Source organism: Marinobacterium sediminicola, assembly GCF_022343685.1.
GTDB lineage: Bacteria > Pseudomonadota > Gammaproteobacteria > Pseudomonadales > Balneatricaceae > Marinobacterium > Marinobacterium sediminicola.
The window spans coordinates 725,403-745,212 of the sequence record NZ_CP092123.1 but is presented as its reverse complement, the minus strand read 5'-3'; the positions used below and the strand labels follow the sequence as shown (position 1 = coordinate 745,212).

At 56.6% G+C, this 19,810-nt stretch carries 20 protein-coding genes; 12 read left to right on the top strand and 8 right to left on the bottom strand.

All coding sequences use genetic code 11. From position 1 onward, the window contains the following. The first annotated feature begins 22 nt into the window (after positions 1 to 22). Positions 23 to 1,153 carry a tRNA epoxyqueuosine(34) reductase QueG gene (gene queG / locus LN244_RS03435; RefSeq protein ID WP_239041457.1) on the top strand — a complete coding sequence of 377 codons (1,131 nt, stop codon included), beginning with the start codon at positions 23 to 25 and terminating at the stop codon, positions 1,151 to 1,153. Between the two features lie 8 nt (positions 1,154 to 1,161). On the opposite strand, the gene orn is transcribed toward queG, so the two are convergent. Continuing rightward, the gene (gene orn, locus LN244_RS03430; RefSeq protein WP_239041456.1) at positions 1,162 to 1,704 is read right to left on the bottom strand and encodes an oligoribonuclease; all 543 of its coding nucleotides are present in this window, start codon (positions 1,702 to 1,704) and stop codon (positions 1,162 to 1,164) included. 97 nt (positions 1,705 to 1,801) lie between these two features. Here orn and rsgA point away from each other — a divergent pair, with 97 nt between their 5' ends. The 7 genes from rsgA to LN244_RS03395 all read left to right on the top strand — a co-directional run bounded on the left by rsgA (position 1,802) and on the right by LN244_RS03395 (position 8,773). Next, a complete protein-coding gene (rsgA, locus tag LN244_RS03425) occupies positions 1,802 to 2,827 on the top strand; it encodes a small ribosomal subunit biogenesis GTPase RsgA (RefSeq protein WP_239041455.1) in 1,026 nt (341 codons plus the stop codon). Positions 2,828 to 2,830: 3 nt separating this feature from the next. Beyond that, on the top strand, positions 2,831 to 4,483 hold the full coding sequence (locus LN244_RS03420; protein ID WP_239041454.1) for an HDOD domain-containing protein: 1,653 nt from the start codon (positions 2,831 to 2,833) through the stop codon (positions 4,481 to 4,483). 63 nt (positions 4,484 to 4,546) lie between these two features. Continuing rightward, positions 4,547 to 5,365: a sulfurtransferase gene (locus tag LN244_RS03415; protein WP_239041453.1), complete on the top strand. Its 819-nt coding sequence runs from the start codon at positions 4,547 to 4,549 to the stop codon at positions 5,363 to 5,365. Between the two features lie 27 nt (positions 5,366 to 5,392). Beyond that, the gene (gene asd, locus LN244_RS03410; protein WP_239041452.1) at positions 5,393 to 6,253 is read left to right on the top strand and encodes an archaetidylserine decarboxylase; all 861 of its coding nucleotides are present in this window, start codon (positions 5,393 to 5,395) and stop codon (positions 6,251 to 6,253) included. Between the two features lie 83 nt (positions 6,254 to 6,336). Next, positions 6,337 to 7,335 carry a CAF17-like 4Fe-4S cluster assembly/insertion protein YgfZ gene (ygfZ, locus tag LN244_RS03405; RefSeq protein ID WP_239041451.1) on the top strand — a complete coding sequence of 333 codons (999 nt, stop codon included), beginning with the start codon at positions 6,337 to 6,339 and terminating at the stop codon, positions 7,333 to 7,335. 192 nt (positions 7,336 to 7,527) lie between these two features. Beyond that, a complete protein-coding gene (locus LN244_RS03400; RefSeq protein ID WP_239041450.1) occupies positions 7,528 to 8,202 on the top strand; it encodes a hypothetical protein in 675 nt (224 codons plus the stop codon). A 16-nt stretch (positions 8,203 to 8,218) separates the two neighbouring features. Continuing rightward, entirely contained in the window at positions 8,219 to 8,773 is a 555-nt protein-coding gene (locus tag LN244_RS03395; RefSeq protein WP_239041449.1) for a FlgO family outer membrane protein, read from the top strand. 115 nt (positions 8,774 to 8,888) lie between these two features. Here LN244_RS03395 and ung read toward each other — a convergent pair whose 3' ends face one another. From ung to prfB, 3 genes are all read right to left on the bottom strand, one after another. Continuing rightward, positions 8,889 to 9,593 carry a uracil-DNA glycosylase gene (ung, locus tag LN244_RS03390; RefSeq protein WP_239041448.1) on the bottom strand — a complete coding sequence of 235 codons (705 nt, stop codon included), beginning with the start codon at positions 9,591 to 9,593 and terminating at the stop codon, positions 8,889 to 8,891. A gap of 131 nt (positions 9,594 to 9,724) precedes the next feature. Then, a complete protein-coding gene (lysS, locus tag LN244_RS03385; protein ID WP_239041447.1) occupies positions 9,725 to 11,227 on the bottom strand; it encodes a lysine--tRNA ligase in 1,503 nt (500 codons plus the stop codon). A gap of 23 nt (positions 11,228 to 11,250) precedes the next feature. Next, the gene (prfB, locus tag LN244_RS03380; RefSeq protein ID WP_239041446.1) at positions 11,251 to 12,345 is read right to left on the bottom strand and encodes a peptide chain release factor 2; all 1,095 of its coding nucleotides are present in this window, start codon (positions 12,343 to 12,345) and stop codon (positions 11,251 to 11,253) included. A 211-nt stretch (positions 12,346 to 12,556) separates the two neighbouring features. Between prfB and nhaD the strand changes: the two genes are divergently transcribed. Both nhaD and LN244_RS03370 read left to right on the top strand, forming a co-directional pair. After that, positions 12,557 to 13,945, top strand: coding sequence for a sodium:proton antiporter NhaD (gene nhaD / locus LN244_RS03375; protein WP_239041445.1), 1,389 nt, complete (start codon positions 12,557 to 12,559; stop codon positions 13,943 to 13,945). A gap of 1 nt (position 13,946) precedes the next feature. Further along, positions 13,947 to 14,624, top strand: coding sequence for a cytochrome b/b6 domain-containing protein (locus LN244_RS03370; RefSeq protein WP_239041444.1), 678 nt, complete (start codon positions 13,947 to 13,949; stop codon positions 14,622 to 14,624). 62 nt (positions 14,625 to 14,686) lie between these two features. On the opposite strand, the gene LN244_RS03365 is transcribed toward LN244_RS03370, so the two are convergent. Next, positions 14,687 to 15,130, bottom strand: a complete 444-nt coding sequence (locus LN244_RS03365) for a c-type cytochrome (RefSeq protein ID WP_239041443.1) — start codon at positions 15,128 to 15,130, stop codon at positions 14,687 to 14,689. 160 nt (positions 15,131 to 15,290) lie between these two features. Here LN244_RS03365 and LN244_RS03360 point away from each other — a divergent pair, with 160 nt between their 5' ends. Beyond that, on the top strand, positions 15,291 to 16,523 hold the full coding sequence (locus LN244_RS03360; RefSeq protein WP_239041442.1) for an MFS transporter: 1,233 nt from the start codon (positions 15,291 to 15,293) through the stop codon (positions 16,521 to 16,523). On the opposite strand, the gene fldB is transcribed toward LN244_RS03360, so the two are convergent. Together fldB and LN244_RS03350 are read right to left on the bottom strand one after the other, a co-directional pair. After that, the gene (gene fldB, locus LN244_RS03355) at positions 16,496 to 17,011 is read right to left on the bottom strand and encodes a flavodoxin FldB (protein ID WP_239041441.1); all 516 of its coding nucleotides are present in this window, start codon (positions 17,009 to 17,011) and stop codon (positions 16,496 to 16,498) included. The two genes, LN244_RS03360 and fldB, sit on opposite strands and share 28 nt — an antisense overlap. Before the next feature lie 69 nt (positions 17,012 to 17,080). Beyond that, on the bottom strand, positions 17,081 to 17,398 hold the full coding sequence (locus tag LN244_RS03350) for a phasin family protein (protein ID WP_239041440.1): 318 nt from the start codon (positions 17,396 to 17,398) through the stop codon (positions 17,081 to 17,083). A 139-nt stretch (positions 17,399 to 17,537) separates the two neighbouring features. Here LN244_RS03350 and gloA point away from each other — a divergent pair, with 139 nt between their 5' ends. After that, on the top strand, positions 17,538 to 17,936 hold the full coding sequence (gene gloA / locus LN244_RS03345; protein WP_239041439.1) for a lactoylglutathione lyase: 399 nt from the start codon (positions 17,538 to 17,540) through the stop codon (positions 17,934 to 17,936). Between the two features lie 17 nt (positions 17,937 to 17,953). Here gloA and LN244_RS03340 read toward each other — a convergent pair whose 3' ends face one another. Further along, on the bottom strand, positions 17,954 to 19,570 hold the full coding sequence (locus LN244_RS03340; RefSeq protein WP_239041438.1) for a methyl-accepting chemotaxis protein: 1,617 nt from the start codon (positions 19,568 to 19,570) through the stop codon (positions 17,954 to 17,956). Positions 19,571 to 19,810 lie beyond the last annotated feature (240 nt).

The window sequence follows — 19,810 nt, the reverse complement described above, 5'->3', positions numbered from 1 at the left end:
CAGGACGCACCCGGTTCCCGATATGTCACAACTCAGCCCTGAACAGCTCGACGCTCTTGCCCGATCGCTCAAGCAACAGGCCCAGTCCATGGGCTTTGCTGACTGCGCCATCACGCTGCCGGATGCGCGCACCGAGGCTGAACAATTGCAGTTGTGGCTTGAACGTGGTTATCACGGCAGCATGGACTACCTGACCCAGAACGTCGATAAGCGCCTGAACCCGACACTGCTGGTACCGGAGACCCGCCGTATCATCATGCTGCGCATGGATTACCTGCCGTCGCAGACACCGATCACCGGCGTTTTGCGTGATCCGGACAAGGCCTACGTGGCCCGTTACACGCTGGGCCGGGACTATCACAAAATGATGCGCAAGCGCCTGAAGCAACTGGGGCAATGGCTGGACAACCAGATTGAAGGCACCGAAGTGCGCTTCCGCCCCTTTGTCGACAGCGCCCCGGTGCTCGAGCGCCCCCTGGCCCGCAATGCAGGACTCGGCTGGATCGGCAAGCATACCCTGCTACTGAATCGACAGGCGGGCTCATGGTTTCTGCTCGGCGAGTTGTTCATTGATCTGCCTTTGCCAATCGACCCTCCTGAAACCGAGTCCCACTGCGGCCGGTGCTCTGCCTGTATCGACATTTGTCCGACTCAGGCATTCCCGGAACCGGGCGTATTGGATGCCCGACGCTGCATCTCGTACCTGACTATCGAGTACAAGGGCAGCATTCCACTGGAGCTGCGTCCATTGATGGGCAATCGCATCTTTGGCTGTGACGATTGTCAGCTCATTTGCCCCTGGAACCGTTTTGCCAAGCGCAGTGACGAACCTGACTTCCAGCCGCGTCACAATCTTGATCAGGCAGCGCTGCTGGAGTTATTCCTTTGGGACGAAGCCACTTTTCTTAAACTCACCGAGGGCTCGGCGATCCGGCGCACCGGCTATGAGGGCTGGCAGCGCAACCTGGCGGTCGCGCTGGGAAATGGCAGAGGCGGGCAACAGGTCATCGACGCCTTGCTTAACCGCCGCGGGATCAGCAGCGAACTGGTCCAGGAGCACATCGACTGGGCGTTGACACGACTCACTTCCGGCGAAGCGCCATCCCCCTTGCCGATACTTGACCACCCGGGAGCACGCCGCTTGCCGGAGTGACCGCTGCCTCACAGGCGGAAGAAATGACGCCGGTAGTGCTTCAGCTCTTCGATCGACTCACGGATATCGTCCAGTGCCAGGTGGTTGGCCTGTTTCTTGAAGCCTTCCAGTGCCGCAGGTTTCCAGCGCCGCGCCAATTCCTTGATGGTGCTGACGTCCAGGTTGCGATAGTGGAAAAACGCTTCCAGCTCAGGCATGTAACGCCACAGGAAACGACGATCCTGACCAATGCTGTTGCCGCACATGGGTGAGGCGCCCTGCTCACTGTGTTCACGCAGGAATGCGAGCATGATCTGTTCCGCTTCGGTCTCGCTGATGGCGCTGTTGCGTACGCGGTCGGTCAGCCCGGACTGACCGTGCGTGCGGGTACACCACTCGTCCATGCGGGAGAGCACAGTATCCGGCTGATGCACTGCTATCACAGGACTTTCGGCTATGAGATTCAGATCCGGATCGGTTACGATCACGGCCATCTCGATGATTCGGTCTGTATCCGGGTTCAACCCGGTCATCTCCAGATCGATCCAGATCAGATTATCCTTGAGTGCCATGCACTGTTTCTCCCCTGGCAAAACTGTCAATTTAACTCGGATTGGAATACCTTAGCACGTCAATGAGAGTAGCAGTGAGCGAGTGATACCGGTCGGTATGGGAAAACGCAAAGTCAACCGGCGCCAAGCCTGGCGCATCAGCAAGATTCAGGAAGAGCGCGCAGCCCGCGCCCAGCGACGTGACACCCTCATCGAGGATCAGCTGGAGGGTGGCGATCTGGGGCCGGAACAGCAGGGCCTGATCATTTCCCATTTCGGTCGTCAGGTCGATGTAGAAGTGCTCGAGGGTGAACACAAGGGTGAAATCCAGCGCTGCCATATGCGCACCCATTTGGGTCAGCTGGTCACCGGCGATCGCGTGATCTGGCGCCGATCTACCGACAGCGGCGTGGTGGTGGCGGCACTGGATCGCCACAGTGAACTCCTGCGCCCGAACAACCATGGTGAACTCAAGCCGGTCGCGGCCAATATCGATTACATCGTCATCGTGATCGCCGTCGAACCCTATGCGCATGCCAACCTGATCGACCGTTATCTGGTTGCGGCTGAGGCCAGCGGCATCGAACCGGTGCTGCTGCTGAACAAGGCCGACCTTCTGAACGAGGACAACCGCCAACGCCTCGAGCCCCTGCTGGAGCAATATCACCAGCTGGGTTACCGAACACTGCAGGCCTCCACCGCCAGCAGTCATGGCCTGGACGAGCTCAAGGCATTACTGGCCGATCATATCAGCGTTTTCGTCGGCCAGTCCGGTGTGGGTAAGTCCTCGCTGATCAACAGTCTGTTACCGGGGGCCGACTTGAAAACCGGCGCACTCTCCGAACAGAGTCGCAAGGGCCGTCACACCACGACCACTGCGCGCTTGTTCCACTTTCCCGATGGCGGTGACTTGATTGACTCACCGGGGATACGTGAGTTTGCGCTCTGGCACATGACCGAAGAGCAGGTACTGGAAGGCTTTAGAGAATTGGCCGACCTGCGCGGCCACTGCCGCTTCCGCGACTGCCGCCATGAGCAGGAACCGGGCTGCGCCTTTCTGCAGGCACTGGAAGATGGCTCGATCAGCCCGCAACGCTTCAACAGTTACCAACAGATTCTGAACTCGATGCAGGACAGCCGCTGACCCATGCCAAACAGCCAGCCCGCACCTCGCCCCTATCTCCACGGCCTTGAGGCCTGGGCCGACTACCTGGAAACCAGGGCTCTGCCGGTTCGTGTCAGTATTCTGACCCGCTTTCGGCGCTTGCTGGCCAACGACCGCAGCACCCTGCAACAACTGACCCATCTGGTCAGTTCGGATCCTGTCCTCAGCCTGCACGTAACCCGCACGGCGCAACAGCTTCATCAGGGTAAACGCACTTCGGTCACGAGTATCCAGCACGCCGTCAGTTCCATCGGCCTGGACCGGTTACAGACCCTTGCCAAGGAGCTCAGCAGCCTGAAGATCAACCCGGGCAGCATGCAGCAAAAGATGTATTTTCGCGCCATCGCGGACAGTCTTCATGCATCCTTTCAAAGTGCTGAACTCTGCCGCATGCGGGGCTTGCCGTTTGTGGAAGAGGTTCGTCTGGCCTCGCTGCTGTATGGCTTCATTCACTGGCTGGCATGGCTTTATGCCCCCCTGCACAAGCAGCACTATCAAGAGCGAGTTTTGCTTCATGGCGTAGACGTTGCACTGGCTGAACAGGATATTTTCGGCTGCACTCTGCAGGCATTGGGGGCCGAGCTGGCAGCACGCTGGGACCTGCCGGAGCTGACCCGGGATGCTCTGAGCCATGCGACTTCACCGAGCCACAATGACCTGCATCTGTTGCACCGTCGCGCCGTTCAGGACCCATCCTTGGGCAAGTTGGACATGCGCAACATCAATCAACTGACCCAGCAGCGCTTTTTTCCGGTCAAGCTGGGTAACTGGCTGGCCCTGACCACGACGCGCAGCTGGCACAGCGACAAGGCCTTGCGTCTGTTCGACATTCTGGCCGACTACCTCAGCCTGACAACGGACCGTCTGGTGTCGCAGTTGCACCAGCACTGCGCCGAAGCTGCACGTCGCTACCACGTTGCCGGCACCCTAAGTCCTGCCGCCGAACTGATTTTTCTGCCGACACAGGATGGGACTCCACACACTGGACTGATTCCCTCCCCCGAGCTGAAACGCCTGAGTAAAGGCAGTTATCCGTTGCTGGAGGTTCCTCCCAGCCCGGCACCGACGACCTTGGCCGAGCCTCCCGCAGAGCAGGAGGACGTCGCCAGGCCGGTCGAAGAACACCTCGACAGTGATCGTTACCGGCAGTCGCTGGAGCGCCTCACCGATCCTCAATACGCCTTTACCAAGCCGGCACAAGTGCTGCAAACCCTGCTACAGGGGCTCCACCAGGGGCTGGGACTACAGAGACTGGCCTTGCTGCTGGTCAACCTGCCCCGCCAACAACTGCAATGCGCCCACCGCCTTGGCCTGCCGGCTGAGCACTCGCTTGGCGAGGTCAGGATCAGCCTGGAAGTTCCCAGTCTGTTCAAACGCCTGAGCGAGAAACCCGCAGGCATACTGATGGATAGCCGCAACCGTAAGAAGCTGGACCCCATGCTGCCTGAAGCCTTCACCAGCCGGCTTGATCAGGGAGATTACATGCTGATGTCCATCTTCCAGAGCAGTACACCAGTCGCGCTGATCTATGCGGACGATCTGCCCCGACATGAACAGCTGTCACCGTTCCAGTTTGAGCAGTTCCGCCAGCTGTGCGCTGCCGCTTCTCAGGCCATGCGGCGTCTGGCCGGATAGCTTTGCGTACAGCCCCGGCTTCGCTATGATCCCCTGACAACAGAACAAGTATCGGATATCACCATGCTGCCTCTACCTCTGGTCATCTCCCCCGAGGAGCTTGCCCGTCACCTGCACTCCCCCGAGGTTCTGATCCTCGACCTGTCCAGTGCGGAAAACTACCTGGCGGGACATATTCCTGGCGCCATCCATCTGGACCCCAAGCATCTGCTGCGTGGTGAAGGCGAGATTCCCAATCTGATCCCGACACCTGAACAGCTCCGGTCACTGGCTTCCGACCTGGGTCTGACACCTGACACTCAGGTCGTCGCCTATGACGACCAGATGGGCCCCTGGGCTGGCCGTCTTATCTGGACCCTGAACAGCATCGGCCACGAATCGGCCAGTTTCCTGGACGGGCAGCTGGAGGGCTGGAAAGCCGCTGGCCTGCCGCTGGAGCAGCAAGCCAATCAGGCGACGCCTTCAGAGGTCTCGATTCATGAGGTGAGCTCTCTGCGCGTCACGGCCGAAGACATACTGGCCGGCCTCGAAAACAATGAAATCTGTGTCTGGGATGCCCGCTCGGCTGACGAATACAGCGGTGCCAAAGTAATCAATGCCAAACAGGGCGGCCACATCCCCGGTGCACGCCACCTGGAGTGGACAGACCTGCTTCAACCAGGCCCCATTCCATGGCTGAAGCCACGAGAACAACTTGCCACTCTGCTGCTCGAACAAGGCATAGAAACTGATAAGCGCGTTGTGACCCACTGCCAGACCCATCGTCGCTCAGGGCTGACCTACCTGGTTGGCAAGTGGCTGGGGATCGCCCAGTTGGCCTGCTATGACGGTTCCTGGTATGAGTGGGGCAACCGACTCGACCTGCCAGTTGAAACCCAGTGATACCCGACATTATTGATAGGTAACGATTTGAAAGATTCTCTTTTTATCCTGCTTCAGAAGCTGCTGCCTCAACACCTGCTTTCACGTCTGGTTGGGCGCCTGGCTGAGTGCCGCACCCCCTGGGTCAAAAACCTCTTCATCAACTGGTTTCGCAAGCGCTACCGGGTCGATATGAGTCAGGCACTGGAACCCAACCCCGAAGCCTATGAGCACTTCAATGCCTTCTTTACACGCGCACTGAAACCGGATGCACGCCCTTTGGACAATACCCGGGGCGCGATCCTGTCACCGGCTGATGGCGCCATCAGTCAACTGGGCCCCATCGAGCACGGTCGCATTTTTCAGGCCAAGGGCCATAGTTATGCCCTGAGCACACTGCTGGGAGGAGATCTGGAGCGCGCCAAGCCTTTCATCAACGGCAGTTTTGCGACCATCTACCTGTCGCCACGGGACTACCATCGTGTTCATATGCCGGTGGCCGGTACACTGCGCGAGAGCATCTACATTCCCGGTGACCTGTATTCTGTCAATCAGGTGACCGCCGCAGGTGTCGAAAACCTCTTTGCTCGCAACGAGCGTCTGGTGGCCATCTTTGATACCGAGCTGGGCCCGATGGCGATGGTTCTGGTGGGTGCCATGATCGTAGCCGGCATCGAAACCGTCTGGAGCGGCCAGGTAGCACCGCTGCCTCGCCAGCCGCTGGTGCTTGATGCTGCCCCGGGCCGCACGCCTGTTGAGCTCGCAGCGGGTGAAGAAATGGGGCGCTTCAAGCTGGGTTCTACCGTCATTCTGCTGTTTGGCTCCGACGTCATGGACTGGGCCGAACAACTGAGTGCAGGTGATGCCGTCGTGATGGGCCGAAGCATCGGTCAGGCACGCCAGGCGTAATAACCCTGAATAACACGGGCTGATAAAGGCCCGTTTATTGTTTAGACTCACGGCATCCGATTTTCAATGGAGATCAATTCCCTATGCACGCTCACTGGCGCGAATGGCTGCAACAGCCGGGTATTCAGCTGACCGATGATCAGATCAGCCGCACACCTGCCCATGACATGCCGACGTCGGTTATTCCACTGACAGATGCCTGCATCATCTCTGTCTCCGGCCCCGATGCCCATAAATTCCTGCAGGGCCAGCTCAGCTGTGATCTTGCACAAGTGGACCGCCTGGGGTCACTACCCGGTGCTCACTGCAATATCAAGGGTCATATTCACAGCCTCTATCAGGTGATCCGTGCCGACGAAGCCTGTTACTGGCTGCGCACACGCAGCTCGATGGCGACTGACGCGCTTGCTCTGCTGAAGAAGTACATCATCTTCTCCAAGGCGGAAGCCGTGCTGGAAGAGAACCTGCTGGGGATTGGCCTGCTTGGCTCAGAAGCCGGCACCCTGGCCGAACGTATTCAGGCCAACATTGGCAACTGCGTTCTGGCTCGACACAGCGATACCCTGATCGAATGCTGGTTTGCCGCTGATCAGTTGACGCAGCTTATGGAACTGGTGCTGGCCACAGCAGGCCTGGAGGACAGCAACTGCTGGGAGCTGGCCGCCGTCAATGCCGCCATTCCTGATCTGTTTCCCTCCACCCGGGAGGCTTTCATTCCGCAGATGATCAACCTGCAGGTGTTCGAAGGCGTCAGCTTTACCAAGGGGTGCTATACCGGTCAGGAGATCGTCACCCGACTTCAACACCGTGGTCAGCTCAAGCGGCCCATGTATCTGGCAGAGGTCGAGATGACCGAGCCTCCCCATCCGGGAATGCCACTGGCCAGTCCGGACAAGGACAATGTGGGTCAACTGGTGCGTGTTGCTCGCTGTGGCGACAATCTTTACCGCGTGCTTGCTGTTATCGTCAAGGATCAGGCCGAGCAGCACACCATCCATCTGGAGTCCGTGGCAGGGCCGGTGCTGTCGTTAGAAGAGCTGCCCTACACACTCGACCCGCGACTGTTCGAAAGCAAGCGCTGATTTCGCCAGTGCCAATCGCCATGTTTATTGATTTTGGTCGTTCGATGTACTGCTACCCTCTGGTAATCTGACGCCTCCAGAGTGACAGCGGCTGATGTCGTCGGCACCCAGATTTAATTAAAGCAGACTTATTTTCCGAGCAGATTTTGCGCTATCCTCTGCTCTGGACTCACTAACATGAAGGAACACACCATGCTTCGGAAGGTATGCCTCCTGAGCATCGGCAGCACATTGCTTGCAGGATGCTTTGGTACTCACACATCACAAGCCCCCATCGCAACGACTTACCCCATCTCTGAACAACAGAAGATGCAGGCCGCACATCACTGGGACGTTTTAGCCCAGCACCAAGCTGACCTGTTGACTCAGAATGAGCGGCTGAAAAACCAGCCACTGTTCATCAAGAGCCCTGACCAGACGACGCCTTTCAGCAGAGCCTTCGACACCCTGCTGACCAGCCAACTTGTGGCCAAAGGTGCCTATGTCAAGACATCTCCAACTCAGGCGGCTCTTGTGAGCTATAAGGTACAGGTTGTAGAGCACAAGGACCGCGGCTACATCCGTGCACCAGAGGGAGCAATGACTGCATTAGCTGCTGGTATTGCTGTTGCAACTATTCCTTACAACAACTGGGCTGAGCCTGCACTGGCGCTGATCCCGGCAGCCGCTGCTACCGATCTGTTCAGCGGTAGCTGGACCAGCGAAACCGATCAGGAAGTGGTCATCACCACTCAGGTGACCATGGCGGATCAGGTGGTGTATTCCAACTCCAACATCTACTACATCAACCCGGGTGACAACGGCCATTACTCGCCCGCCAGCGAGGGTGCCAAGCTGAAGAGCATGAACGTCAGCGGCGAATGGTAACTTGGGAGATAGAGTCATGTTGAAACAAAGCAAAACGATCCTGGCGGCTTCCTTTATGACGATTGCTATGCTCGGTGCCAGCGGTTGCACAACAACGCAACCCAAAAGCTCTCCGCAGGCCGCAGAAGTGGATCTGATCCAGGAAGTGAAAAGCGCTTCAAGCCAGCTGATCGCCAAGACCAGTGGTTTGAAGCTGGGAGCGCCGGTACTGGCAGCAACATTTGCTGATATCGATGATTTGCAGCAATCTTCCACCTTAGGCCGAACACTGTCTGAACAGTTCTCCAGCGCCCTGTCTTCAAATAGCGTACCAGTGATTGAAGTAAAGATGCGCGACAGCCTGTTCATCAAGGAGCGCACTGGTGAATTGATCCTGTCCCGCAAACTGCACAGCCTGGTACAGGCCCATGATGCTCAGGCCGTACTGCTGGGCACTTACGCCATCGGTGGCAGCAATGTGTATGTGAACGTGCGAATGGTACGCACCAGCGATAATATCATCCTAGGCTCCCATGACTTCAGCCTGCCACTGAACCGTGATATCAAGGCAATGCTGCCTCGCAAACGATAGTCAGCCAAGCCTAATCAAGGAAAGCCGGCTATTTAGCCGGCTTTTTATTCACGTTTTTTTCCGAACGACATTATCGCGAATCTAACTGCTGCCGTTAGATCCCAGCCCCCCCTGCTTATGAGTTTACTTTCTCTTCAATGAGGTCAACGGGCAACTGCCAGTCGACCGGCTCCCGCCCCTGCTCGACCAGCCACTGGTTCGCCTTGCTGAAGTGACCACAGCCCAGAAAGCCACGGTGCGCGGACAGAGGCGACGGGTGCGGAGCCTTAAGTACAAGATGACGCCTGTCATCGATACAGGCTCCCTTCTTCTGTGCATAACTGCCCCAGAGCAGAAAAACCACATGCTCGCACTGTTCATTGACCAGTTGAATGATGCGGTCGGTGAACTGTTCCCAGCCCTTGCCCTGGTGAGCGTTGGCATTGCCCTGTTCGACCGTCAGCACGGCATTAAGCAACAGCACGCCCTGGCGAGCCCAGTGCTCCAGATAGCCGTGATCCACTGGAGCAATTCCCAGATCCGCCTGAAGTTCCTTGTAGATATTGACCAGCGAGGGCGGAATCCTGACACCAGGCTTGACCGAAAAACACAGCCCATGCGCCTGACCAGGCTGGTGGTACGGGTCCTGACCGAGGATCACGACTCGGACCCGGTCCAGCGGGGTGGCCTCAAGGGCATGGAACCAGTGTGAAGAGTGTGGATAGATAACCTTGTTAGCCGCCTTCTCGGCTTGCAGGAACCGCTTCAGCGACTGCATGTAAGGCTGATCAAACTCCGGCTGCAGCCAGGGCTGCCAGCTCGGTGCATTGTCCAGTGCCATTAACCTTCTCCTGAATAGACCCGGTTAATGCTCGTGAGGGCCACGCCCCTGCCCGCATTAACGTCAGCTCCCAATACAAGAAGGGCCACGTGACGTGGCCCTTGTGGATAATCTGTTGTCGCCAGTCCCGATCAGCCGCGCGGACGCATCGCCGGGAACAGCAGTACGTCACGGATCGACGGCGAGTCGGTAAACAGCATTACCAGACGGTCGATGCCAATGCCCTCACCGGCGGTCGGCGGCAAGCCGTATTCCAGCGCCTGAACGTAGTCGGCATCAAAGTGCATCGCTTCGTCGTCACCGGCGTCTTTCTCTTCGACCTGCTTCAGGAAGCGCTCGGCCTGATCTTCGGCATCATTCAGCTCCGAGAAACCGTTGGCCAGCTCACGACCGGCCACAAAGAATTCGAAACGGTCCGTAACGTGCGGGTTATGGTCATTACGACGTGCCAGCGGACTCACTTCAGTCGGGTACTCGGTGATGAACGTAGGCTGCTGCAGACGATGCTCAACCGTTTTCTCGAAGATCTCGATCTGTACCTTGCCCAGACCCCAGCCGTCTTTCACGTCAATATCCATGCGCTCGGCAATCTGACGCGCAGCGGTTTCGTCGGCCAGCGCTTCTGCAGTGATATCCGGGTTGTAGTGCAGGATGGAGTCAAACACGCTCATGCGGGTAAACGGCTTGCCCATGTCGTATTCGAAGGTTTCCAGCACTTCGCCATCTTCGTTGCGGACCGTGTTGGTCACGACGGTGGTACCCAACACATCCAGCGCCACTGTGCGCAGCATGTCTTCGGTCAGATCCATCAGGTCGTTGTAGTCAGCATAGGCCTGGTAGAACTCGATCATGGTGAATTCCGGGTTATGACGGGTAGAAAGCCCCTCATTTCGGAAATTGCGGTTGATCTCGAATACACGCTCAAAACCGCCCACCACCAGTCGCTTCAGGTACAGCTCAGGCGCGATACGCAGGTACATGTCCAGATCCAGGGCGTTGTGATGGGTCACAAACGGGCGCGCACTGGCACCACCGGGGATCGGATGCAGCATCGGCGTCTCCGCTTCGATGAAGCGGCGATCGATCAGGTACTTGCGGATACCGGCGACGATCTTGGAGCGCATCTCGAACACCTTGCGTGACTGATCGTTCATGATCAGATCCACATAGCGCTGACGATAGCGCATCTCCATGTCCTGCAGCCCCTTGAACTTGTCCGGCAGCGGGCGCAGGCTCTTGGTCAGCATTTCGAATTCGGCCATGTCGACGTAGAGGTCGCCCTTACCGGACTTGTGCAGCACACCAGTGACACCGATGATATCGCCCAGGTCAACAGACTTGGCAAAGGCACGCGCTTCCTTGTTCACGTACAGCTGGATGCGGCCGCTCATGTCCTGCAGCACCATGAAGGCACCACGGTTTAGCATCACACGACCGGCGACGGAAACACGTATCTCTGCCGCTTCCAGCTCTTCCTTGCTTTTCTCGCCATGCGCCTGCTGCAGGTCCTCAGCGTAGCTGTCGCGACGGAAGGTGTTGGGGAAGGCGTTACCGGCCTGGCGCAGGGCGGCGAGTTTCTCGCGGCGCTCGGCAATCAGGCGGTTTTCATCTTGCTGCACGTTATTGTCTGACATCGGATCTACCTTAAAACGGATTCTTACAGGCCAGCCTTGAGGCTGGCTTCGATAAACATGTCCAGATCGCCGTCGAGTACGCGATCACAGTTGGAGGTCTGCACGTTGGTACGCAGGTCCTTGATACGCTGGTCATCCAGTACATAGGAGCGGATCTGGCTGCCCCAACCGATGTCGGCCTTGGAGTCTTCCAACTCCTGTGCAGCCTCACGACGTTTGAGCATCTCCATCTCATACAGCTTCGCACGCAGCTGCTTCATACAGGTGTCACGGTTCTGGTGCTGGGAACGAGCGGACTGGCTCTGTACCACGATGCCGGACGGTTCGTGGGTAATACGCACAGCGGATTCGGTCCGGTTAACGTGCTGACCGCCGGCACCAGAGGCACGGTATACGTCCACGCGCAGGTCGGCCGGGTTGATCTCGATCTCCACGTTATCGTCGATCTCCGGCGATACGAATACGGAAGAGAAAGACGTGTGACGACGGCCACCAGAGTCGAACGGCGACTTGCGCACCAGACGGTGCACACCGGTTTCGGTGCGCAGCCAGCCGTAGGCATACTCGCCTTCGAAGCGGATAGTCGCAGACTTGATACCGGCGACTTCACCGCCGGATACTTCCAGCAGTTCGGTCTTGAAGCCCTTGCTTTCACCCCAGCGCAGGTACATGCGCAGCATCATGTTGGCCCAGTCCTGCGCCTCGGTACCACCGGAGCCGGCCTGGATCTCCAGGAAGGCGTTATTGGCATCAGCTTCGCCGGAGAACATGCGGCGGAACTCCAGCTGTTCCAGCATGTTTTTCAGTCGTGCCACATCGGCTTCGACCTCGGCAACGGTATCCTCATCGTCCTCCTCAACAGCCATGTCCAGCAGATCACGGGCATCACTGACGCCGATTTCCAGCTCGTCGATGGTTTTGACCACGCTTTCCAGTCCCGCACGCTCTTTACCAAGCTGCTGGGCATTTTCCGGATTGTTCCAGACATTGGGGTCTTCCAGCTCACGCTCGACCTCTTCAAGACGTTCGCGTTTGCCATCGTAATCGAGGTAGGTGCGCAGCGCCTGGGTACGCTCGCTGAACTCTTTCAGGCTGTTGAGAATCGGATTGATTTCCATCGTGGTACTTGGATACTCGCTGCTTGGAAAAAAGGAGCTTATTCTAACCGATCAGGGGCGCTGTTTGAATGACTCAACCACGGGATCGCCCCCGGCTCGACTTAGTCTGTCGGCTGGGTGAGAATGGGTCGGGTCAATGACCGCCTGAGTGAAAGGTAAAGCAGCCCAGCTCCGGCATCCAACGCCCCGTTTCGGTAAGGAAACCCGAAGGATGACGACCTCTTCCGTCCCGAATTTGCTGGATCTGACCACCAGTGTATATGGTTACCTGGCCCTGCTGGTCTTTTTGCTGGGCTACGTATTCGTGGTGCTGGAAGAACAGCTGGGACTGCGCAAATCCAAACCGGTCATTGTCGCCTCCGGTCTGATCTGGGTACTGGTTGGCATCGCTTACCAGCAGCATGGAGATCCTCACACGGCAGGCATCCAGCTCAGACACTACATACTCGACTATGCTGAGCTGTTTCTGTTCCTCCTGGCCGCGATGACTTTCGTCAACCTGATGGAAGAAAGGCGAGTATTCGTAGCGCTACGCACCTGGCTGGTGTCCCGTGGCTATACCATACGCACCATCTACTGGGTGACAGGCGCTCTGACCTTCCTGATCTCTCCGGTTGCCGACAACCTGTCCACAGCCCTGCTGATGGGCGCCGTTGTACTGGCCGTTGGCGACCATAACTACCGTTTTATCTCGGTCGGCTGCATCAACGTCGTGGTTGCCGCCAATGCGGGTGGAGCCTTCAGTCCGTTTGGTGACATTACGACACTGATGGTGTGGCAAAAGGGTGTTGTTCAGTTTGTCGATTTCTTTCAGCTATTGCTGCCCTCACTGGTCAACTGGATTATCCCCGCCCTGTTGATGAGCCTTACGATCGAACGCTCTCAATCCAGCGGTGAACCTCGCCACCAGAGAATGAAAAAAGGGGGCGTGACCATCGTGCTGCTGTTTCTCCTGACCATCGCACTCTCCGTCATGGTACACAGCATGCTTCACCTGCCACCGGTACTGGGCATGATGACAGGGCTTGGGGTCCTCAAGATTTATGGCTACTACCTCAGCTTTCATGATCCTATCTTCCGAGAGCACGGGCACATTACCCACCACCACGCTGAAAGCACGACAAAACACAGCTTGCTGCATGGTGATCATTCCGGGGTCATTCGACGCTTTGATATTTTCAAGGTCGTGGAACGTGAGTCATGGGATACGCTGATGTTCTTTTACGGCGTTGTACTCTGTGTCGGCGGCCTTGCCACCCTGGGCTATTTGACCAACCTGTCGGTACTGCTCTATGAGGGCTGGGGAATCAACCTTGCAAACGCCGTTATCGGCCTGCTGTCAGCCCTGGTGGATAATATTCCGATCATGTTTGCGGTCCTGAGCATGGATCCAGGCATGACGCTCAACCAGTGGCTGCTCGCGACACTGGCCGTCGGCACAGGCGGCTCTCTGCTGTCGATAGGCTCTGCTGCCGGAGTTGCCCTCATGGGGCAGGCCAAGGGAACCTATACGTTCTACAGCCATCTGAAGTGGAGCTGGGCGATCCTGCTGGGCTACATCGCCAGCCTTACCTGTCATTTCTGGTTAAATGGATTCTGATATGACCCAACTGCATACTGACAAGGAACCCACACCGGTCTGGGATATTTTTATTCGTCTGTTCCACTGGTCGTTGGCGGCCAGCATCCTTTTTGCCTGGTGGAGCGGTGAACAGGGCGGCAACTGGATGCAATGGCATATGTATGCTGGCTACTCGGTGCTGGGACTGGTTACTTTCCGTATCCTCTGGGGTGTGGTCGGCAGCCACTATGCACGTTTCAGCGAGTTTGTCCGCTCACCGGCCCATACGCTGAAATACGGTCAGCAGCTGGCCAAAGGCGAAGCGCCCCGCCACACTGGCCATAACCCCTTGGGCGGCTGGATGGTATTGCTACTGTTAGCGCTCAGTGCCGCTCAGGCTGGCACCGGCCTTTTTGCCAATGACGAGATTTTCACCGAAGGCCCTCTGGTCCATCTTGTCGGCTATGACCTCAGCGTGGAAATTACCCGATGGCACAAACTGATCTTCGACGGCTTGCTCATCGCCATCGGACTTCACCTGCTGGGTGTGTTCGTACATCAGGTTTTCAAGGGGGAAAAGCTGGTTCAGGCGATGCTGCATGGCCGCAAGCCCGGTTCCACGCAGGCGGGGCACTATCCGTTCGCCCCGCTTTCTCGCGGTATCGTTCTGGCGCTGCTGGCCGGCACTGCTGTCTGGAGTCTGCTCAATTTGTTGTAGTACAAAAACAAAAAAGGGCGTCAAGGCGCCCTTTTTTCTATCACACCGGATACGCCTGAATCTTACTCCTTGAAGTTATCGTGACAACCTTTACAGGTCTTGCCAACTTCTCCGAATGCTGGCTTGATCTGCTCCAGATCACCGGTCTGGGCAGCCACAGCCAAAGCGGCTGTTCGCTCCACCAGCGCCTTCATGCCGCCATCAAACTTTTCACGATCATCCTCAATAGCCGGCAGCGCGCTGGTTTCGCCCTCATAGGTACCCGGAAGAAAACCTTCGATCGGCAGCTTACTCAGTTGGGCCACGATCTCAGCACGACGACTGAAATCTTCAGCATCATACTCCATCTTGCCTTTTACCATCGCGCCCATGGTGCCAAAGTGCCACTTGATCGCACTGAATACGCCCTGACGGTAATCGATTGCGTCTTCCGGCTTGGCCGCGACCGCCATTGTACTGGCCGCAGCCAGAATTCCTGCCAATCCCATTGCAGCAAATTTCTTCATTATCATTTCCTTTCTGGATAAATCGGACGTGGAACACACATTAGACCAAACTAATACTTAAATTCAACACTGCTCGAAGAGCAGTTCCCCAGCCACGTCCTGAAGTATAATTTGGCCTAACCCTGGCCCTCTTCAGTCTCTGACAAGGATGCAAAGTTCCATGCCGCTAATCGTTCGTCTGCTCATCCCCTTTGCCCTCGGTTACTGGCTCTCCTATGTGTTCAGGGTCATCAATGCTGTTGTGGCACCGGCTATCATGAGTGATCTTGGCCTGGACAGCGCAACTCTGGGGTTTATTTCCAGCGCCTACTTCCTGACCTTCGCTGCCTGCCAGATCCCGCTGGGCATTCTGCTTGATCGATATCAGACCCGCCATGTCGCAGCAACCCTACTCCTGTTCGCCGCTGCCGGAAGCCTGACGTTTGCACTGGCCGAAGACAGCCTGGGTCTATGGATTGGGCGAGGACTGATCGGCATCGGCGTTTCGGCCTGTCTCATGGCTGCTTTTAAGAGCTATACCACCTGGTTGAAGGCAGAACAGCTCCCCCTGATCAATGGACTCCAGCTGACCAGCGGTGGTCTGGGTGCCCTGACCGCGACCGCGCCCGTGGAATGGGCGTTGCAGTACAGTGACTGGCGGACACTTTTCATTGTCCTGGCAGGGATTAGCCTGCTGATTGCCCTGCTGATCAGCCGCTGGATTCCATTAACAGAGTCACAGCATAAACCTGCGAGTATGTTGATTCAGCTACGCCAGACGTTGACAGTTATCCGCTCCCCGACGTTCTACCAGCTGGCTCCGGCCAGCATGCTGTCCCAATCCGTTTTCATCGCGACTCAATCACTTTGGGCGGGCATCTGGTTACAACAGGTCAATCTTTTACCCCCTGCTGAAGCGGCCCAGACCCTGCTGGTGTCAGCAGCCAGTATGGTGGCCGGCTTTCTGGGGTTAGGGGTGATTGCCAGCCGCATGAACCGCATCGGCATCAGCACTCAGAGCGTCAGCTTCATCGGCATGAGTGGTTTCTTGTTGGCACTGCTGTGGATTCAGTTACACCCGACTCAGGTAGATACTCTGGCATGGGTGGCATTCGGCTTCTTCGGCACATCAGGCACACTGATGTTCGCAGGGCTGGCACAACAGTTTCCGACCGAAATCAGTGCCCGTGTCAGCACCAGTCTCAATCTCGGCATTTTTCTCGGCGCGTTCATTGTACAGTGGGGAATGGGTGCCATTATCGCCTGCTGGCCGTCCACCAATGGCGTAGACTATCCGGCCGAGGCCTATCGAGCAGCATTGGGGAGCGCCACACTGCTGCAAGCGCTCAGCCTATGCTGGTATCTTGCCTGCCGCCTGAAGGGGTTTCAGGCTTCGAAAGCGGAGATCACCTGAGGCAGCCAATGCTGCAAGCGTTCTTCGGTTTCACCATGTTGGCCATCTTCATCCAGCGCCAAACCCACGAAGTACTGTCCGTCCTCCGTCAATGCTTTCGAAGCTTCGAACTGATAACCAACCACCGGCCAGTGGACGACTACCTGTGCACCCGCGTTCCGCACCTGTTGATCCAGCAGTCCCATGGCATCCTGAAACCATTCACCATATCCCAGCTGATCACCCAAACCGAACAGGGCCACACGTTTACCGCTCAGATCCAGTGCCGACAGCTCTTCCCAATGCTCAGCCCAATCCTCCTGTAACTCTCCGAAGTCCCAGGTTGGAATACCCAGAATCAGACAGCGATATTCAGCCATGGCGGCCACGCCTTCCACCGCAATATCATGCAGATGGATGCAATCCGGCAACATGGCCGCAATCTGATCCGCAATCTGCTCTGTGTTACCGGTGGTACTGGCGTAAAACAAACCGATGCTGAGTGCCATAATCTCCATCTCTAAAAACAAAAAGCAGCCACACCGGGCTGCTTCTGGTAACAGTGAACTCGCTCAACTTTACTTCTTGCCAGTAAAAGCCTCAAGCGAGTTCTGGGTCAGCTGCTGAATCGCTTGCTGCGCGGCGGTCAGGGCTTTCATATTCTGCTCATTGGCAGCCTTCAGCGTCGTTTCAAGTTCCTTTGCATAAGCCTGCTGCAATTCGATCAGATCATTCGGGGTTTTGCATTTCTGCAGCTCGCTGCTCTGCTGCATGGTCGCTTCAAGGCAGGCCTTGGTGCATTCCATCTGCTGGCGGGTCAGCTCCTCCAACATTTTGGTCTGAATATTGACCAACTCACGGAATGGAGCCATGGATTCATTGAACTGTTTAGTCATATCCTGAAACATGGGTCAGCCCCCCTTGGCTATTGTTATTAATACTTCCAATTAATCATTGTAGACTGAAAGCCGCAAGCAGATTCTGCGGGATCAGCGATATAGATCAGGTTTTCAACACGACTGAAGAGGTGTTTTCATGCGCATGCTGCATACCATGTACCGGGTAACTGACCTGGACAAATCCCTGGCCTTCTACACTGAAGTACTGGGAATGCGACTGCTGCGACGCAAGGACTATCCGGAAGGCAAGTTCACGCTCGCCTTTGTCGGCTACGGTGATGAAGCGGAAAACACCGTACTGGAACTGACACATAACTGGGAAACAAACGAGTATGACCTGGGTACCGGCTATGGCCACATCGCCATTGAAGTCGATGATGTCTATGAAGCCTGTGACCAGATCAAGGCACGGGGCGGTGAGGTTGTACGTGAGGCAGGTCCGATGAAAAACAGCAGCTCAGGCACTATCCTGGCATTCGTGAAAGACCCGGACGGTTACCTGATCGAGCTGCTCAGCCCTCAGAGAAAGGACTGAACAACTCAGGTATCGCGTTACACCCGGAAACGGGTAGCGATATTTTGCAGGTCTGCCGCCAGCCGTGAAAGCTCATGGCTGGCACTCTCGGTCTGCGATGCGCCAGCTGAAGATTCCTGAGCGCCATCGCTGATCGATACCAGTGAACGGTTGATCTCTTCGGCCACACTGCTCTGCTCTTCGGACGCACTGGCAATCTGTGCGTTCAGGTCGGTAATCCGCTGAACCGCCTGAGCGATTCGGCGCAATGCCTCACCCGCTTCCCCGGCCTGCTCCCCGGTGAGTTCAGCCCTTTCCTGGCTGACATTCATCGCTTCGACCGCATGACGCGTCCCCTGCTGAAGGCGCTCAATCACGCCCTGGATCTCTGCGGTAGACTCCTGGGTACGCTGAGCCAGTGAACGAACTTCATCCGCCACGACGGCAAAACCACGTCCCTGGTCGCCGGCACGTGCCGCCTCGATTGCTGCGTTAAGTGCCAGCAAATTGGTCTGCTCCGCGATCCCTCTGATGACTTCTACGACACTGCCGATGCTTTCGCTGTCTTTCTCCACGATAGCGATCTGCTCAGCCACACGTCCCACCTGATGCACCAGCTCGGAAGTCGACGCAGCGGCACGAGCCACCACCTGATCACCATTACGGGATTCTTCCAGGGTCTGCCGAGCTTCCTGGTCTGCTCGTTCTGCGCTGCCTGCCACTTCCTGAACTGTGGATACCATCTCATTCATGGCAGCCGCGACCTGTTCAACTTCAGCACGCTGGTTGTTGATGACATGGCTGGAGTGACTGCTGATGCTGCTCATCTCTTCCGCCGCAGATGCCAGCTGAGTGGTTGCACTGACAATATGTCCTACCAGTTCCTGCACCTGCTCGAGCATGTGGTTAAAACTGCCCGCCATCTGGCCAATCTCGTCATTATTTTCAACCTTCGCCCGAAGACGAAGATCAGAGTTACTTGCCACCTGGCTCATGACTGCCTGCAGGTGCTCCAGAGGACCACGGATCGAACGGTAGTTGTACCAGGCGAACAGTGCCAACAGCAGTACGATGACCACCGCCAGACCTATGAGCACCAACTGCTGGTTACCATAGGCAACTCGCATTTGCTGGCGCATTATATTCGCTTCGCGCAGCTGCAAGCTGACCAGTTCACTGACCTTTTCGGTGACCGGATCAATCGTGGCATAAAGCCCACCATTGAACTCGTTCAACCCATTCTCGCTGATCCCGCTCATCTGTTGCAGTTTGGACTTGAGTCGCGTGATCGACTGATTGGCCGCGCCAAACAGCTTTTCTACCTCACCCGCCAATCGAGCCTCTTCAACCGTCAGCGTCGTGGCGCGATAGTCACGCCAGTTGGATGCAATCTGTTGCTCGGCTTCAACTACACCACGGTAGGCATCTTCAGCACTGATCAGACCATTATCGACTTTATTGACAGCATCAATCACGTTGACTGCGTAGAGATCTGACACCGTCTTGAGCTGCTGCAGCGGCACAACTCGATCGGCATAAAGGCGATCCACGTTGTCATTGGCCAATTTGAGCTCGAACAAGGAATCAGCCACTATCACCAGCAAGCCCAGAATGGGAAGGATGGAGCCCACAATCAGTTTGGTACGTATCGACATGTTAGTAATCATCCTCAACTTCCCAAAAGGGCAATGGATGTTAAGAGCACAGGTGCAGCGCTTTGCGATTTTCCTGTACAATAAATATTAGAAACACCTTATCGAAAAGTGTCTCACGTGGGGGACATTACCTAATTATGATTACTCCCTCCGAGCACCACAAGAGTGCACTGCTGATATAAAATTTCGGCGGAAGCCGTCCAGACGACTTCCTGACATGCATCAACATGATGACGAAGG

Coding starts and splice junctions, on each gene's coding strand:
- LN244_RS03360 (WP_239041442.1), top strand. CDS start 15,291: ATGCCGCTAATCGTTCGTCTGCTCATCCCCTTTGCCCTCGGTTACTGG.
- LN244_RS03365 (WP_239041443.1), bottom strand. CDS start 15,130: ATGAAGAAATTTGCTGCAATGGGATTGGCAGGAATTCTGGCTGCGGCC.
- queG (WP_239041457.1), top strand. CDS start 23: ATGTCACAACTCAGCCCTGAACAGCTCGACGCTCTTGCCCGATCGCTC.
- LN244_RS03340 (WP_239041438.1), bottom strand. CDS start 19,570: ATGTCGATACGTACCAAACTGATTGTGGGCTCCATCCTTCCCATTCTG.
- nhaD (WP_239041445.1), top strand. CDS start 12,557: ATGACGACCTCTTCCGTCCCGAATTTGCTGGATCTGACCACCAGTGTA.
- gloA (WP_239041439.1), top strand. CDS start 17,538: ATGCGCATGCTGCATACCATGTACCGGGTAACTGACCTGGACAAATCC.
- LN244_RS03400 (WP_239041450.1), top strand. CDS start 7,528: ATGCTTCGGAAGGTATGCCTCCTGAGCATCGGCAGCACATTGCTTGCA.
- LN244_RS03350 (WP_239041440.1), bottom strand. CDS start 17,398: ATGACTAAACAGTTCAATGAATCCATGGCTCCATTCCGTGAGTTGGTC.
- ygfZ (WP_239041451.1), top strand. CDS start 6,337: ATGCACGCTCACTGGCGCGAATGGCTGCAACAGCCGGGTATTCAGCTG.
- LN244_RS03415 (WP_239041453.1), top strand. CDS start 4,547: ATGCTGCCTCTACCTCTGGTCATCTCCCCCGAGGAGCTTGCCCGTCAC.
- LN244_RS03370 (WP_239041444.1), top strand. CDS start 13,947: ATGACCCAACTGCATACTGACAAGGAACCCACACCGGTCTGGGATATT.
- fldB (WP_239041441.1), bottom strand. CDS start 17,011: ATGGCACTCAGCATCGGTTTGTTTTACGCCAGTACCACCGGTAACACA.
- prfB (WP_239041446.1), bottom strand. CDS start 12,345: ATGGAAATCAATCCGATTCTCAACAGCCTGAAAGAGTTCAGCGAGCGT.
- LN244_RS03420 (WP_239041454.1), top strand. CDS start 2,831: ATGCCAAACAGCCAGCCCGCACCTCGCCCCTATCTCCACGGCCTTGAG.
- rsgA (WP_239041455.1), top strand. CDS start 1,802: ATGGGAAAACGCAAAGTCAACCGGCGCCAAGCCTGGCGCATCAGCAAG.
- lysS (WP_239041447.1), bottom strand. CDS start 11,227: ATGTCAGACAATAACGTGCAGCAAGATGAAAACCGCCTGATTGCCGAG.
- orn (WP_239041456.1), bottom strand. CDS start 1,704: ATGGCACTCAAGGATAATCTGATCTGGATCGATCTGGAGATGACCGGG.
- ung (WP_239041448.1), bottom strand. CDS start 9,593: ATGGCACTGGACAATGCACCGAGCTGGCAGCCCTGGCTGCAGCCGGAG.
- LN244_RS03395 (WP_239041449.1), top strand. CDS start 8,219: ATGTTGAAACAAAGCAAAACGATCCTGGCGGCTTCCTTTATGACGATT.